A 14638-nucleotide genomic window follows, 5' to 3' on the forward strand; every position below is an offset into this window, starting at 1 on the left:
TAATTTTTGATTATGAAGTCGAATACAAGATACTATCTTGATCCAAATACACTTACCTATAGGCCTGTTAAAAAAGACAGGAAGCTTTTTTATAGAAAAAGCCTGTGGGTTTCGTCTGTAATTTTTGTGGCATCAATAATTGGTTTTTTGCTTCTGAATAGTTATAGGTTAACCCCGCACGAATGGATTCTTTCCCAAAAAAACGAGAAACTTGCTACAAAAATTATTCAGAAAAAAGATGCCATTTTTACATTACGTGATACACTAATAGAAATAGAGGAAAATGATGATGTAATATATCGACCCTTTGCTGCAATAAAACCAATCCCAAAAGATATCAGGGAAGCTGGTTTTGGTGGTGTTGACCGTTATCGCGAATTTGCAGGTATGGAGAACGCTGAAGCATTGAGTTCAGTATTTAAAGAATTTGATAAACTCAATAAGCAAATTGAAATACAACAAAAATCATTTGAGGAAGTCGAAGAATTAGTATCATATATTGATGAATTTTATGCAGCAAAACCTGCAATAAGGCCAATAACCCAAAAAGACGAAATATATATTTCTTCATATTACGGCAGAAGACTGCACCCAATTTATAAACGCTGGAAAATGCACCACGGAATAGATTATGCAGCGCAGATTGGAAGTCCCGTTTATGCCACAGGAAAGGGTATTGTTAAAGCAGCTTATTATGCACGAGGCTACGGTAAAGTAGTAAAAGTAAACCATGGATTTGGTTATTTATCAATTTATGCGCATCTGAACAAATACATAGTTCAAAAAGGTGATACAATAAGCAGAGGGCAGTTAGTTGGTTATGTAGGGAATACCGGAAGTTCAACCGGTCCTCATCTCCATTATGAGATACGGAAGAACAATCAGACTCAAAATCCGTTATATTTCTATATGGACGATCTTGAGCCCTACGAATATCAGCAGATCGTTTCCAAATAGGTGTTTTTACAACTTCTAAATAACTGCTGCATATGGAGACAAAAATTTTTGAGAGGTATGGTAGCCTCAAAAAGATAGAACCTTTAAAGACTATCACCGACGACGCCATATTACCCAACACATTGGCGTTCGAATGTCCTTCGCCTTTTCCTGGTTATTACGGTTCGAAGCCAAGCGAGGAGATACCCCTTTACGTATATTTTATTCTAGATGGATATTTTCATTTGGAGGATTTACTCTTAATTAAAGAAAAAATTAGAAAGGAAATCGATTTTGACTTTCATGCCACAATTGCATCCCTGGAATTTTTCGATGAAACTTTTAATGCCATAAGAATCAGAAGAATTGAAGATTATGCCCAGTTGCGGAAATTACAGCAATTAATGGTTGAACATGGTGTGCATTTTCATAAAAAATCCAGAAAATATAAATATGTGGAAGAAGCTTTCATCAGAATAAAAAAATTCTTTCAGTTAGAAGAATATGAGCCCGGGTTCTTTTGTGATAAGGTTGAAAAGAATCATGGTTATTTTACAATTGATCATCATCTTGAAATGGACCAATTTTTGGAAATAGCAAAAGAGGTCGATTATAATTTGGAGATTATTGATTATGATGCTGCTTTAGCATCTTACTTTGAAGATTATAAAGTCCATGATATGATCAGGATTTACACCGATAAAACCTTCGAAGAATTACTCAAAAACATGAAAATCGAATACGAAAAGAAAATTAAAAAGCTATTCAGCTAATAAACAGAAAAAAAGCTGCCCCGCTTAAAGGGCAGCTTTTTTTTGGTCAGTTTGTTCCGCTATAAATCATTAGAAAATAAACTGGCTATATTTCACAGTATCACGGATTTTCTTTCATACTTGTATTTACGCTTCCTCGTATTCAAAAAAGCTTATCAGCTCAATAAGTTGTTCGGCTTGCGAAGCAAGCTCTTCAGCACTGCTGGAAAGTTCTTCACTTGAACTGGCATTTTGCTGAGCTACATTATTGAGTTGTTGAATGGCTTTATTAACCTCTTCAACACCGCGTTTTTGTTCATCGCTCGCTGCTGAAATCTCTTTTACCAGTTCCGTTGTTTTTTGTACTTCGGGCATGAGCGCATTTAAAGAAGACTCAGACTCTTCGGTTATTTGAAGGCTTTCTGACGACAATCCGATAATTTCATCGGCTGAGGCTTTACTTTTTTCAGCGAGTTTTCGAACTTCAGCAGCTACCACTGCAAACCCTTTGCCGTGTTCTCCTGCTCTGGCTGCTTCCACGGCAGCATTGAGTGCAAGTATATTGGTTTGGGCTGCTATATCGTTGATAACATTGATTTTTTCGGCAATCATCCGCATCGATTCCAGACTTTTGTGGCTCGATTCTGCCATTTGCTGCATGCTCTGATTCGATTTGTCTGAAATCTTTTCTGTTTCCGCAGCATTGTTGGCATTTTGCTGTATGTTGGCCGTTACCTGCTCAATGGTCGATGAAACCTCTTCAATTGAAGATGCCTGCTCATTGGCACCCTGGGCGATTGATTGAGACCCTGAACTAATTTGATCGCTGGCAGAGGAGATTTCTTTGGCACCTCCGTTAATAGAACCTACAATATCCCTGAGTTGTTTAACCATTTGACGCATGCTGGCGGCTAACTTGCCAACTTCATCGTTATTAGTAATATCGAATTTCACAGTTAAGGCGCCGGCGGCAACTTTATCGGCTACATCCGAAATGCGCACTATGGGTTTGGCAAGCCTTCTACCGAGGTACAATGCTGCCATAAAGGTAATGACAAGGAGCACTACCAATGTTGCAATAAGCCAGGTCATTAACTGTTGATAAGACTTTTTCGTCTCTTCTACATAGGTGCTAAGTGTTTTTTCAATATCGTCAATATAATTACCTGTGCCAACAATCCAGTCGAATGGTTCGAAATACAGACTGTATCCTCTTTTGGGTAGTGCTTCATCGGACCCTGCTTTTGGAAACCAGTAATCGGTATATCCTCCACCTGACTTTCCAGCCGCAATAATTTCCCGGATGAGGTATTTTCCATTCACATCCTGGATGTTCATGCGGTTTTTGCCTTCAGCATCCTTGCCCAGCAGCACCACATTGGTTCCGTCGGACCTGTCGGCCCAGAAGTAACCCTCTTTACCATAGCGCAATTCCCTGAGTATATCAGCACCAAGTATTTTGGCGCTGTCCCGGCTTATTATTCCACGCACACTAAGCTGACTCACCTGCTCCAGCATAGATACGGCTGTTTCTACTTCTGATTTAATTAAATTGTCATAATCCGTATAAAGCAGTTCTCTTAATTGCTTTATGTCTTTTTCATTTTTGTTGGTAGATATAATCCCGATTATAAGCCCCGAAACAAGTGCCACAAAAAGCGCACTTACAACGGCAAGCAGAATAATTTTATTGGTGATTTTGTTCATAACGAATCTTGTTTTAGAAGAAATACCTTGCTGCCAGTATTATCCTGTGATTAACCGATTGTTCTGTTTCTCCATAAACACCATATTCATCAAGGTCACCTGTCCCATAATCGGCTGTATTGTACATATATTCAAATCCAAATCTGAAATGGTTGATGGTATAACTGATACGCGGGGAAATTCTTACAAGCTGACTGATCTTGCCATCTCGGGTGTAGGTGTTATCTGTATCTACTTTTTCTTCGGTTCCCAGGTTGCCAGTTAAGCCACCAAATATGCCTACCTGTAAATTATCATTGGGTTTGTATGCCAGCTCCCCCCAAATAGAATAGATCTTGTACGGTGTATAGCCGTAATTGTGTGTTTTATTAACATCTGACAGGAGTTTTCCATAACCTCCAAGCATTACGTATTGGCTCATGTTTTGGCCATAGCTGAATTTTGCCTGGGCTGTAAAGCGGCCGGTGTTGTATTTGGCAAAAGCATTAAAATTATACGTACCTATAGTATTATCGTTTATTGTATCCTCACCAGTCGGAACTCTTGGCTCAAGCATCATGTAACCGGCTGTTACTCCTACTTGAAAACCTTTCTTTTTACCTGCCAAAAGCTGAATTTGCATGTCAGGTACACCAGCATCGCGTTGGTCGTCTGAGGCATCTATAGCATTTCCGGCATAATCAGAGGTGGGGCCTTTGCTGAAATGATATCCGTGGCCCAGAGCGGCAAATGTTGCACGAAAACCAGGTGCCAGATTATAGTCAAAACGAATTTGTGGAGCCCTGTTTAGGGGGTTGTAAATGGCAGCTGCACCAAAAGCTATTACACGAGGAAATACTTCCGGGCCAAACATTGGGTGCCAATATTGTCCCATAAGTAGCGATGCTTTTTCCCATTTTAATTTCATGAAAGCATGCCTGATGCGAAACAGGTTTTTAAAATTTTCTGAAGTCCCAAAAAAGTCTCCTTCGATTTTTCCTGATGTTTGAGCTCCTAAAACTGAAGGCCCTTTTACGTTAATACCCAAACGCGACTGTAAAGCAAGCATTTCAAACTGTCCGTTTGCGTTATTGTCACCTTTCCTGCTTGGAAAAAGATAAAGCTCCGCATCACGAGTGGTAACCGATTCATAAGAATCGAAAATAGACTCGTAATTGATATAACCGTACCATTGAACAGTAGATTTTTCTTTGTCTTGTGACTTTACACCGGTGAATATGGCTGCAAAAATTACTAAAAGTAAAATGTGGTTTTTCATAAGAACTTCAGTTTAGATTTTTTTCAAAAATAAGACGAATTTTAATACGGAGAATTGGGTAAAAATACGCGATTTGTGTCAGAAATTGGGTAGTTGTTGTATTTTTTTAATATTCTGCCGGGTATAAATTTGCAATTTACTACGGGCGTATGTGGATGGCTTCTATGAAATTAATTTTAATGTTTTACCGTCAAGTTGATCCTACAAAGGTTGGTTTTTCGTTATTATGAATATTCAGCAAAACAGCAATCCCAAATGCTTAAAAGAGAAAGTCATTATATGGGTATCGTTTGGTGTGAATATCTTTGGCTTTTTCGTAAAGCATTTCTTTCAGTTGTTCGACATTGGTTTTGTCTTTTGCTGAAATAAATATGCAGGAATCATTATTTTTAGCCATATAGCTTCGTTGCAACTCGTTGAGGGTCCAGTTTTCGCGGGTGCGTTCTGTAAGGTCATCATCATCTTTGGCCGTGTAAGTGTACTGGTCTATCTTATTAAACACAAGGTAAGTTGGCGTGTCAGTGCAGCCTATTTCATTCAGGGTCGATTCTACCACATCTATTTGTTCTTCGTGGTTGGGGTGGGAAATATCTACCACATGTAATAAAAAATCTGCTTCGCGCACTTCGTCGAGGGTTGATTTAAATGCTTCTACAAGAGTTGTTGGGAGTTTTCGGATAAAACCCACAGTGTCTGACATGAGGAATGGTAAATTGCCAACAACTACCTTCCTAACAGTGGTGTCAAGTGTAGCAAATAGTTTGTTTTCGGCAAAAACTTCCGATTTACTGAGCATATTCATCAACGTAGATTTTCCTACATTGGTATAACCTACAAGGGCCACACGAACCATTTTGCCGCGGTTTTTCCGCTGGGTGGCCATTTGCTTGTCAATTTTACCAAGCTGATCTTTGAGTCGGGCTATTTTATCACGAATAATTCTTCGGTCTGTTTCAATCTCGCGCTCACCGGGTCCGCGCATTCCAATACCACCCTTTTGACGTTCGAGGTGGGTCCATAATCCTGCAAGGCGGGGTAGCAAGTACTGATATTGAGCAAGTTCTACCTGTACTTTTGCATGGGCTGTTTGAGCGCGCTGGGCAAATATGTCCAATATCAGGTTGGTGCGATCTATAACACGACCTTTAATTATTTTTTCAATATTTCGTATTTGTGAAGGCGTAAGTTCATCATCAAAAATTACCATCTCCACCTCGTGCTCCTCCATGTAATTTTTAATGTCATTGAGTTTACCTGATCCAATGAATGTTTTCGGATTGGGGGTATCCAGTTTTTGTGTGAATTGTTTCAGTGGTTCAACGCCAGCGGTTTTGGCCAAAAAGGCCAGTTCATTCAAATATTCCTCTGTTTGTTCCTCTGTTTGGTGCTGACTGACAATTCCTACCAAAACTGTGGTTTCTGCTTCTTTTTTCTTTTCAATGATATCTTTCACAAATAATTTTTTTTAATTCGGCTTGCGAATTTACGGATTTTTTTGGTTTTCAAAAATATAGCGTCATGTTTACCAAAGGTTGAGAAAAATACAATTTTTTCTAAAGCCTTTGTCAATATTATTAATATATTCGAAAATGAGTTAAAATTGTATGAATTTTGATTCGTATTTCTAAGAATTCAAAAAATATACCAATGGATACCTTAAAAGCAATTATGAGCAGAAGGAGTATACGGAAATTTAAAGATACTCCGGTAACTGATGATCAGATGAAGACAATACTTGAAGCAGCAATGAATGCACCCAGCGCAGGAGATGGCCGGCCATGGCATTTTGCAGTGATTAAAGACCGCCAGAAGCTTGATGCTTTCGCCGAAAAAGTTGACGATGGAAATGAAATGTTTAAGCAAGCACAAGCTGCCATTTTATTGGTTGGCGACCCTGCAAAAGAAGGTTTTCCGGGTTTTTATCCACAGGATTGTGCTTGTGCCGGACAAAATTTACAACTTGCCGCACACGAACTGGGTTTGGGTACAGTGTGGATTGCATTATGGAGCGTAAAACCCAGAATTGATGGTGTGAGATCTGTTATTGATGTACCCGATAACTTAGAACCTTTTGCATTATTCCCACTGGGCGTCCCTGCAGAAGATCTTGAGGAAGAATATCGATACGATGTTGCTAAAGTGCATTATGAAAACTGGTTATAAGTACAAATAAATAGAATATACCCGCACGCTCAGCTTGCGGGTTTTTTATGTCCTGAAATTTTGCAAGCTTGTCGGAATATTAGAAATCAAATCTTTGATTAACTTTGTGCGCCAAAAAAAATAAAATATGCTGTTAGTTGATAAACCATATGTTTCAGATCTACTGATTAATACAATCAGGAAAAATAAGTGGCCCGTTGTAGGCACAGATATTGCCCGTGAAATGGCTCCCGAACTTGAAGATTTATTTATGAGTGACGAGGAGGCCGTGGCCGCCTATGAGAAAAATCCAATGATGTACGTTAATTCAGAAAACACCATCTCCTGGATTAATAAACATCTTGCGCATACGAAATTGCCGGACCAGGTCAATACCTTTAAAAACAAAGGGCTTTTCCGTGATATGTTGGGTGAGCTCTATCCGGAGTTTCGCTATATGAAAATTGATTACGAGCAACTAAAGGATTTTAATCCTGACAATTTTGGATTTCCTTTGATAATCAAACCTGCTGTGGGTTTCTTTTCAATGGGTATCTATGTAGTTGAGAATAAACAAGAATGGGACAAGGCCATTAAAGACCTGCAAGAAGAGCTTAAGCAGGTGAGCGGAACCTATCCGGACGAAGTAATGAATGGACAGCAATTTTTGCTCGAACAGCTTATTCCTGGAGATGAATATGCTGTAGATGTTTATTTTGATGCGGATAGTAAGCCTGTGATTCTTAATATTTATGAGCATATTTTCACCAATGCCAAAGATGTAAACGACCGTGCCTATTTTACTTCAGTGAAAGTGATAGATAATACACATGATATTTTTGAGGAAAAACTCGAATTTATAGGCAAAAAAACCGGGGTAAAGCTTTTTCCAATGCACATTGAATTTCGCATTACGCCAGAAGAAGAGGCTATACCGATTGAATCTAACCCATTGCGGTTTGCAGGGTGGTGCATGACAGATATGAGTAAATATTCCTGGCGTATTAATCCTTATGAATACTTTTTTAAACAACAAAAACCCGATTGGTTGTCCATATTCAAAGGACGTACCGGAAGACAATTTAACGCAATTATTGCTGATATTCCCCGGGATATAGCGTTGGAGGAGATTGATTATGTGGACTACAAGAAATTTGAAAAAGATTTTTCAAACCTGTTGCGCATCCACAAAACCAATTATCGTCAATATCCTGTTTTTGCCTTTGCATTTTCAGAAACAAGAGCTGCAGACGAAGAAGAGGTAGACCACTTTTTGCATTCAGATTTAACAGAATATATCGTAATGAAGTAGTGTTTTTTATCATTAAAGACATTAAGCTCTATTTTATTTTCACGATTGCCTAAAATGTTTTTTATTTGTAAGTGATTGGTAGATCAATAACTTAAATTAAATTAAAAATGAGGAAAATTGTAATTTTTGCAGCTATAATGGTTGCGCTGGCAGCTTGTACTAATCAGCAAGGCGATAAGAAAAGCGATAGTAGCCAGGAGATGGCAGAGAAAAAGGTTTTGACTGTTGACCAGTTTTTTGACAAAGGAGAGGCGCTTGCCGGTAAAACAGTATCTGTGCAGGGGCAGGCAGACCACGTATGTAAGCATGGTGGTAAGCGCATGTTTCTTGTAGGAAGCAAGCCCGAAAATCGTTTGAAGGTAACAACTGGAGAAGATATCGCAAGTTTTGATGTGGCTTTTGAGGGTTCATCTATGCAGGTAACCGGAACAGTTGAAATTTTGAAAATGGATTCAGCTTATCTGGCCAACTGGGAGCAAGAACTTCGCGAAGGTGCTGCAGAAGATCATAAAGGAGAGGGCGACGGCACTGGTGAAGGTGAAGGTCATGAATCCGATCATACTTCACATGGTGAGCAAGCCGATATGGGCGAACATATTCCCGGAATGGATAAAGTTGAGGGATACCAGGCAGAGCTTAAAGAAACAGGAAAAGAATATATCCCCATTTTCTCTGTTGTAGCTGATAAAGTATCTGAGAACAAATAAAATATCTAATTTTTCTTTCTGAAAAATCCCGGTGCTCTGCATCGGGATTTTTTTAATTTTGTGCATCAATTTATTATCAGTTTTTATAAGATATTTAGATATAAAACAATTGCAACCGATGATATGGCAATCAGCTGTCAACCCTGTTAGATTTAGTACATTGGCAGTTTTGTCCGGATGTTAGAAACTAAAAACAAACAAATGAAGTGGAGAAAACTCAATAGAAATTTGCATCGCGACCTGGGCTACTTTTTTGTGGGTCTAACAATAATTTATTCTGTGTCGGGTATTGCGCTAAACCATCTACACCACTGGAATCCTGATTTAAAAACTGAGGAGTATGAAGGTGTGCTGGAGCAACAGTACAATTTTCTGGAAGATCGTGATGCTGCAGTGCAAAGAGCAATAGAAGAAATTGATGTCGCATATCCTGTAAAAAGTACCTCTTTGCAACGTAACGGGAACATTAAAGTATTTCTCGATGTGGGTGATAACAGTACCGGTTCTATTGTCATTGATCCGGATGACCATGACTATAGGGTTTCCATTTTAAAACAAAGATTTTTGCTACGGGAAATGAATTTAATGCATCGCAACAATTTAAAACAAATCTGGACCTGGGTTAGCGATATTTATGCCCTTGGACTTATCATACTTGCAATTACCGGTATGATTATTCTAAGAGGCAAATTTGGGTTTAAACGGTATGGTGTGTGGCTGGTAACAGCAGGTATTGTGATTCCCGTAATAATTTTTATAATATACACTTAGCCACGTGAACAGACGAATTCTCAGACTTGCTATCCCGAACATAGTCAGTAATATCACCATCCCTTTACTCGGCATGGTCGATCTTGCCTTAATGGGACATCTGGATTCAGTCAATTACATTGGTGCCATAGCCCTGGGTGCCATGATATTTAATTTTCTCTATTGGGGATTTGGTTTTTTACGGATGGGAACCTCGGGTTTTACTGCTCAGGCCTATGGCAAAAGGAGTATGCCAGATAGCATTCATACGCTGGCAAGGGCTCTAATTATTGCTTTTATTGGTGCCTTTGCGTTAATTTTATTGCAGTATCCCATCGAAAAATTAACTTTTTGGCTCATTTCAAGCGAGCCGGAAGTGGAACGACTCGCACGCAACTATTTCTATATCCGCATTTGGGCAGCTCCGGCTACAATAGGTCTGTATGCATTGAATGGTTGGTATGTTGGTATGCAAAATACCCGCTTTCCTATGTTTATGGCCATTTTAATTAACTTGATTAATATCGGACTCAATATATTATTCGTGTACGGATTCGATATGAAATCAGATGGCGTAGCATATGGTACTTTATTGGCGCAGTACTCAGGTTTGATTTTTGGCTTGTTCCTTTTCCGGAAATATTATGGCAAACTATTAAAACATTTCGAAAGAGAAACACTGAAAAATATCAGTATCCTGAAAGAGTTCATGACTGTGAACAAAGATATTTTTATTCGTACGTTGTGTATAATTATTGTCTTTACTTTTTTTACAAGCTCTTCTGCTGCCGTCAATAAACATATTTTGGCTGTTAATACAGTTTTACTACAACTGTTCTTTGTTTATTCTTATTTTGTTGATGGATTTGCATATGCCGCGGAGGCTCTTACTGGCCGATATGTTGGAGCTCAAGATAAAAAGTTACTCAAGCTTTCTGTAAAAAGACTTTTTGCCTGGGGGCTGGGAATTGCTGTTGTGTTCAGTGTAATCTATGGATTTGGATGGCGTTCGCTAGTATGGCTGCTAACTGATAATGATGAGGTAATTAGAACTGCTAACGAATATGCCCTTTGGATTGGATTAATGCCTTTAATGGCATTTGCATCTTTCTTGTGGGATGGAATCTACATTGGGGCCACGGCATCTGTTCAAATGCGTAATTCAATGCTTATCGCCACCATAGTGGTTTTTTTCCCAGTGTTTTATGGTTTGCGCGATTTATTAGGTAATCATGCACTTTGGATTGCACTGCTTGCTTTTCTTTTTACGCGCGGAGTGGCCCAATACTTTATGTCTAAAAATGCTGTATATAAAAAAGTAGCATAAACCCTCATACTCAATGGGGATTTGTATATCGTGAAGCGTAAGATCTGCAAGAGCGTTCTGTATAATTAAGAATAAAACTGGGTATAAAAGAAAAAAGCCGGAAAACCCGGCTTTTTTGAGATTCTATATTCTGTTATTCTCTTATTCAGGTTTGACTGATTTACGTCCAATACTGTAATAAGTGAAGCCCTGATTTTTCATTTCAGCAATATCGTAAATATTTCTACCGTCCATGATAAGATGACTCTTCATGAGCTTCTTCATTACATTATAATTAGGCGTTCTGAATTCCGGCCATTCTGTAACGAGTAATAATGCATCGGCATCCACGAGCGCTTCGTATTGATCCTGGGCATACTTTATAGTATCTCCAATTCTACGCTTACTTTCCTCCATTGCTACAGGATCGTAACCTGTAATTTCTGCGCCTTCAGCTTGTAGTTTTTCAATGATCGATAAGGCCGGGGCTTCTCGCATGTCATCAGTGTGTGGCTTGAAACTCAACCCCCATAGTGCAATCTTTTTACCTTTTAAATCATTGTTGAAATGATCCATTAGTTTCCTTACCAGGGTGGTTTTTTGGCGTTCATTAACTGACTCAACCGCTTTTAAAATATCCAGGCTATGGCTGTTTTTATCTGACGTATTAATCAATGCTTTTACATCCTTCGGGAAACAAGAGCCTCCGTAGCCTGTACCGGCGTATATGAATTTATTGCCAATACGGCTATCACTTCCAATACCTCTTCTTACACTGTTAACATCTGCTCCTAGCAATTCGCAAAGATTGGCAATATCATTCATAAAGCTAATTTTGGTTGCCAGCATTGAGTTGGCTGCGTATTTTGTGAGCTCAGCCGATGGAATATCCATGGAAATTACCGGATGTCCATTAAGCACAAATGGTTTATATAATCTGCTTAAAATATCTTCTGCTTTGGTGCTGTCGGTACCTATAACAATTCTATCAGGTTTTAAGAAGTCATCAATGGCATCACCTTCTTTCAGGAATTCGGGGTTCGAAGCCACATCAAATTCAATATCTGCACCACGTTTATCCAGAGCATCCTGCAATGTTTTGCGCACTTTTTCTGCAGTTCCTATGGGCACGGTGCTTTTTGTAACCACTACCATATAATTCTCCATATGCTCGCCTATTTCGCGCGCTACGTTCAATACATATTTTAAATCTGCCGAGCCATCTTCATCGGGTGGTGTCCCTACCGCAATAAATACGGCATCAGTTTCTTTTAAGCTATCTTTAAGCGAGGTAGTAAAAAACAGTCTGTTCTTGTCCACATTGTTTTTAACCATAGGCTCAAGACCGGGCTCATAGATTGGGATTATTCCCTGACGAAGATCCTGAACTTTGTCTTTGTCTATGTCAACGCATGTTACAGTGACACCGGTTTCTGCGAAACACGTTCCGGTTACCAGGCCTACATAGCCGGTTCCAACTACAGATATTTTCATTGTTTAATAAATATTTGGTTCAAAATAAGGTCGTTACTGTTGTTTAGTTCTTTAATTATGCTAAATTATTGGCGCTAAGATAAGCAGATATTTTTTCATAGAAAAGCTCATTACGGATTCACTTATTAGTCAATGGCTTAATATTTGCAATACCCATTAACCGATGTCGCTAATCATACATCAATCAAATAAAGGTATCCAAAATTTTTGCCGTATGGCCTGAATTTGTTGTACAACATCAGAGAAAGTTTTATTAGATGCTCTGCGACATTGATTTATTAAAAAAAACCTATTAATCTGTTGAAAATCCGAGAAAAAAAGATTTATTTTGTGCGCTCAATAGATCTAATTTATAAATAAAGTCTAACTTACTAAATTTAAAGGAGTTTAATTAAATGAACGAAGAAGAAAAGAATTTAGAAAATCAAGAGGTACAGCAACAAGAAGAGCAAGCCACCTCTTTTCAGCAAACGGAAGAATTTGACTGGGATAATTATGACAAAGAAGTTGATGGTTATTCATCTGAAGAACGCCAAGAGCTTGAACAACTTTACAACAATACCATGTCTACTATTGGTGAGAATGAAGTGGTCGATGGTACAGTTGTAGCTATTAGCAAGCGGGAAATTATTATCAACATTGGTTACAAATCTGAAGGTATTGTAAACGCCAATGAATTCCGCTACAACCCTGATTTAAAAGTGGGTGATACTGTTGAAGTATATGTAGAAACCCAGGAAGACAAAGACGGGCAGTTAATACTTTCACACAAAAAAGCCAGAGCTCTCCGCTCATGGGATCGTGTGAACGAAGCACTTGAAAAAGACGAAATTATTAAAGGATACATCAAATGCCGCACTAAAGGTGGTATGATTGTAGATGTATTCGGTATTGAAGCATTCCTGCCAGGTTCACAAATTGATGTGAAACCAATCCGCGACTACGATATGTACGTGGGTAAAACCATGGAATTTAAAGTGGTTAAAATTAACCAGGAATACAAAAACGTGGTTGTTTCGCACAAAGCCCTTATCGAGGCTGAGCTGGAGCAACAGAAAAAAGAAATTATTGCCAAGCTTGAAAAAGGACAGGTTCTCGAAGGAACTGTTAAAAATATTACTTCTTATGGTGTATTTATTGACCTTGGAGGCGTTGATGGTCTTATTCACATCACTGACCTTTCATGGGGCCGCATTTCACACCCGGAAGAAATTGTTGAGCTTGACCAAAAACTCAATGTGGTTATTCTTGATTTTGATGACGACAAGAAACGCATTGCACTTGGACTAAAACAACTTACTGAGCATCCATGGGATTCACTTGATCCTAACCTGAAAGTTGGTGACAAAGTAAAAGGTAAAGTTGTAGTGATGGCCGATTACGGAGCATTTGTTGAAATTGCACCAGGCGTAGAAGGCTTAATTCACGTTTCAGAAATGTCATGGTCACAGCACCTGCGTAGTGCACAGGAATTCCTGAAAGTAGGTGATGAGATCGAAGCTGTTATTCTTACCCTTGACCGCGAAGAGCGCAAAATGTCGCTGGGTATGAAGCAACTGAAACCGGATCCATGGGAAGATATCGAGAAAAAGTATCCGCTTAACTCTAAACATAAAGCAAAAGTACGCAACTTCACCAGCTTTGGTGTATTTGTAGAAATTGAAGAAGGTGTAGACGGGTTAATTCACATTTCTGATCTTTCATGGACTAAGAAAGTGAAACACCCTGCTGAATTTACTGCAATCGGTGCAGAAATCGAAGTTGTTGTGCTTGAAATCGACAAAGATAATCGTCGTTTGAGCCTTGGACACAAACAATTGGAAGAAAATCCATGGGAAGTGTTCGAAACCATTTTTGCTGTGGATTCTATTCATGAAGGAACCGTTACAGAAATGACCGAAAAAGGGGCTGTAATTGCGCTTCCATATGGTGTAGAAGGTTTTGCTACTCCAAAACACATGGTGAAAGAAGATGGCAGTAAAGTTGGCATTGACGAAAGAGCTCAATTTAAAGTAATTGAATTTAACAAAGACGCTAAACGCATCATTGTTTCGCATAGTCGTATTTTCGAAGACGAAAAACGTGCAGAAAATCAGGCCACACGCAAAGCAACCAAGAGTGCAACTAAAAAAATGAAAGATAACCTGGAGAAAACAACCCTTGGTGATATTTCACAACTGGCTGCCCTTAAGGATGAAATGGACAATGAATCAGCTTCCAAGGCCAAATCAAAAAGTGATGATAAGGCTGATGAGGCAAAAAAAGATGAGTAAT

General features: G+C 38.9%; 12 protein-coding genes. 8 read left to right on the forward strand and 4 right to left on the reverse strand.

The window, feature by feature from the left end; translation table 11 throughout:
- Positions 1-12: 12 nt before the first annotated feature.
- Together ACTB0Y_RS03530 and ACTB0Y_RS03535 are read left to right on the forward strand one after the other, a co-directional pair.
- Positions 13-957 carry a M23 family metallopeptidase gene (locus tag ACTB0Y_RS03530; protein WP_463205415.1) on the forward strand — a complete coding sequence of 315 codons (945 nt, stop codon included), beginning with the start codon at positions 13-15 and terminating at the stop codon, positions 955-957.
- Positions 958-989: 32 nt separating this feature from the next.
- A complete protein-coding gene (locus ACTB0Y_RS03535) occupies positions 990-1709 on the forward strand; it encodes a hypothetical protein (protein ID WP_463205416.1) in 720 nt (239 codons plus the stop codon).
- Between the two features lie 126 nt (positions 1710-1835).
- Here ACTB0Y_RS03535 and ACTB0Y_RS03540 read toward each other — a convergent pair whose 3' ends face one another.
- The 3 genes from ACTB0Y_RS03540 to hflX form a co-directional block, all read right to left on the reverse strand.
- Positions 1836-3395: a methyl-accepting chemotaxis protein gene (locus ACTB0Y_RS03540; protein ID WP_463205417.1), complete on the reverse strand. Its 1560-nt coding sequence runs from the start codon at positions 3393-3395 to the stop codon at positions 1836-1838.
- Positions 3396-3408: 13 nt separating this feature from the next.
- Positions 3409-4653 carry a hypothetical protein gene (locus ACTB0Y_RS03545; RefSeq protein ID WP_463205418.1) on the reverse strand — a complete coding sequence of 415 codons (1245 nt, stop codon included), beginning with the start codon at positions 4651-4653 and terminating at the stop codon, positions 3409-3411.
- 259 nt (positions 4654-4912) lie between these two features.
- Positions 4913-6106: a GTPase HflX gene (gene hflX, locus ACTB0Y_RS03550; RefSeq protein ID WP_463205419.1), complete on the reverse strand. Its 1194-nt coding sequence runs from the start codon at positions 6104-6106 to the stop codon at positions 4913-4915.
- Between the two features lie 194 nt (positions 6107-6300).
- Here hflX and ACTB0Y_RS03555 point away from each other — a divergent pair, with 194 nt between their 5' ends.
- The 5 genes from ACTB0Y_RS03555 to ACTB0Y_RS03575 all read left to right on the forward strand — a co-directional run bounded on the left by ACTB0Y_RS03555 (position 6301) and on the right by ACTB0Y_RS03575 (position 10891).
- Complete coding sequence (locus tag ACTB0Y_RS03555) at positions 6301-6816, forward strand: nitroreductase family protein (RefSeq protein ID WP_463205420.1); 516 nt, start codon at positions 6301-6303, stop codon at positions 6814-6816.
- A gap of 127 nt (positions 6817-6943) precedes the next feature.
- Positions 6944-8107, forward strand: a complete 1164-nt coding sequence (locus ACTB0Y_RS03560; RefSeq protein ID WP_463205421.1) for an ATP-grasp domain-containing protein — start codon at positions 6944-6946, stop codon at positions 8105-8107.
- A gap of 107 nt (positions 8108-8214) precedes the next feature.
- Positions 8215-8814, forward strand: a complete 600-nt coding sequence (locus ACTB0Y_RS03565) for a hypothetical protein (RefSeq protein ID WP_463205422.1) — start codon at positions 8215-8217, stop codon at positions 8812-8814.
- 201 nt (positions 8815-9015) lie between these two features.
- Positions 9016-9585, forward strand: coding sequence for a PepSY-associated TM helix domain-containing protein (locus ACTB0Y_RS03570; RefSeq protein WP_463205423.1), 570 nt, complete (start codon positions 9016-9018; stop codon positions 9583-9585).
- Positions 9586-9589: 4 nt separating this feature from the next.
- Positions 9590-10891, forward strand: a complete 1302-nt coding sequence (locus ACTB0Y_RS03575; protein ID WP_463205424.1) for an MATE family efflux transporter — start codon at positions 9590-9592, stop codon at positions 10889-10891.
- 141 nt (positions 10892-11032) lie between these two features.
- Here the strand turns inward: ACTB0Y_RS03575 and ACTB0Y_RS03580 are convergent, their stop codons facing one another.
- Positions 11033-12364, reverse strand: a complete 1332-nt coding sequence (locus ACTB0Y_RS03580) for a UDP-glucose dehydrogenase family protein (protein ID WP_463205425.1) — start codon at positions 12362-12364, stop codon at positions 11033-11035.
- Positions 12365-12759: 395 nt separating this feature from the next.
- Here ACTB0Y_RS03580 and rpsA point away from each other — a divergent pair, with 395 nt between their 5' ends.
- A complete protein-coding gene (gene rpsA / locus ACTB0Y_RS03585; RefSeq protein ID WP_463205426.1) occupies positions 12760-14637 on the forward strand; it encodes a 30S ribosomal protein S1 in 1878 nt (625 codons plus the stop codon).
- The last annotated feature ends 1 nt before the right edge of the window (position 14638 follow it).

It is taken from the genome of Salinivirga sp., from assembly GCF_055145285.1.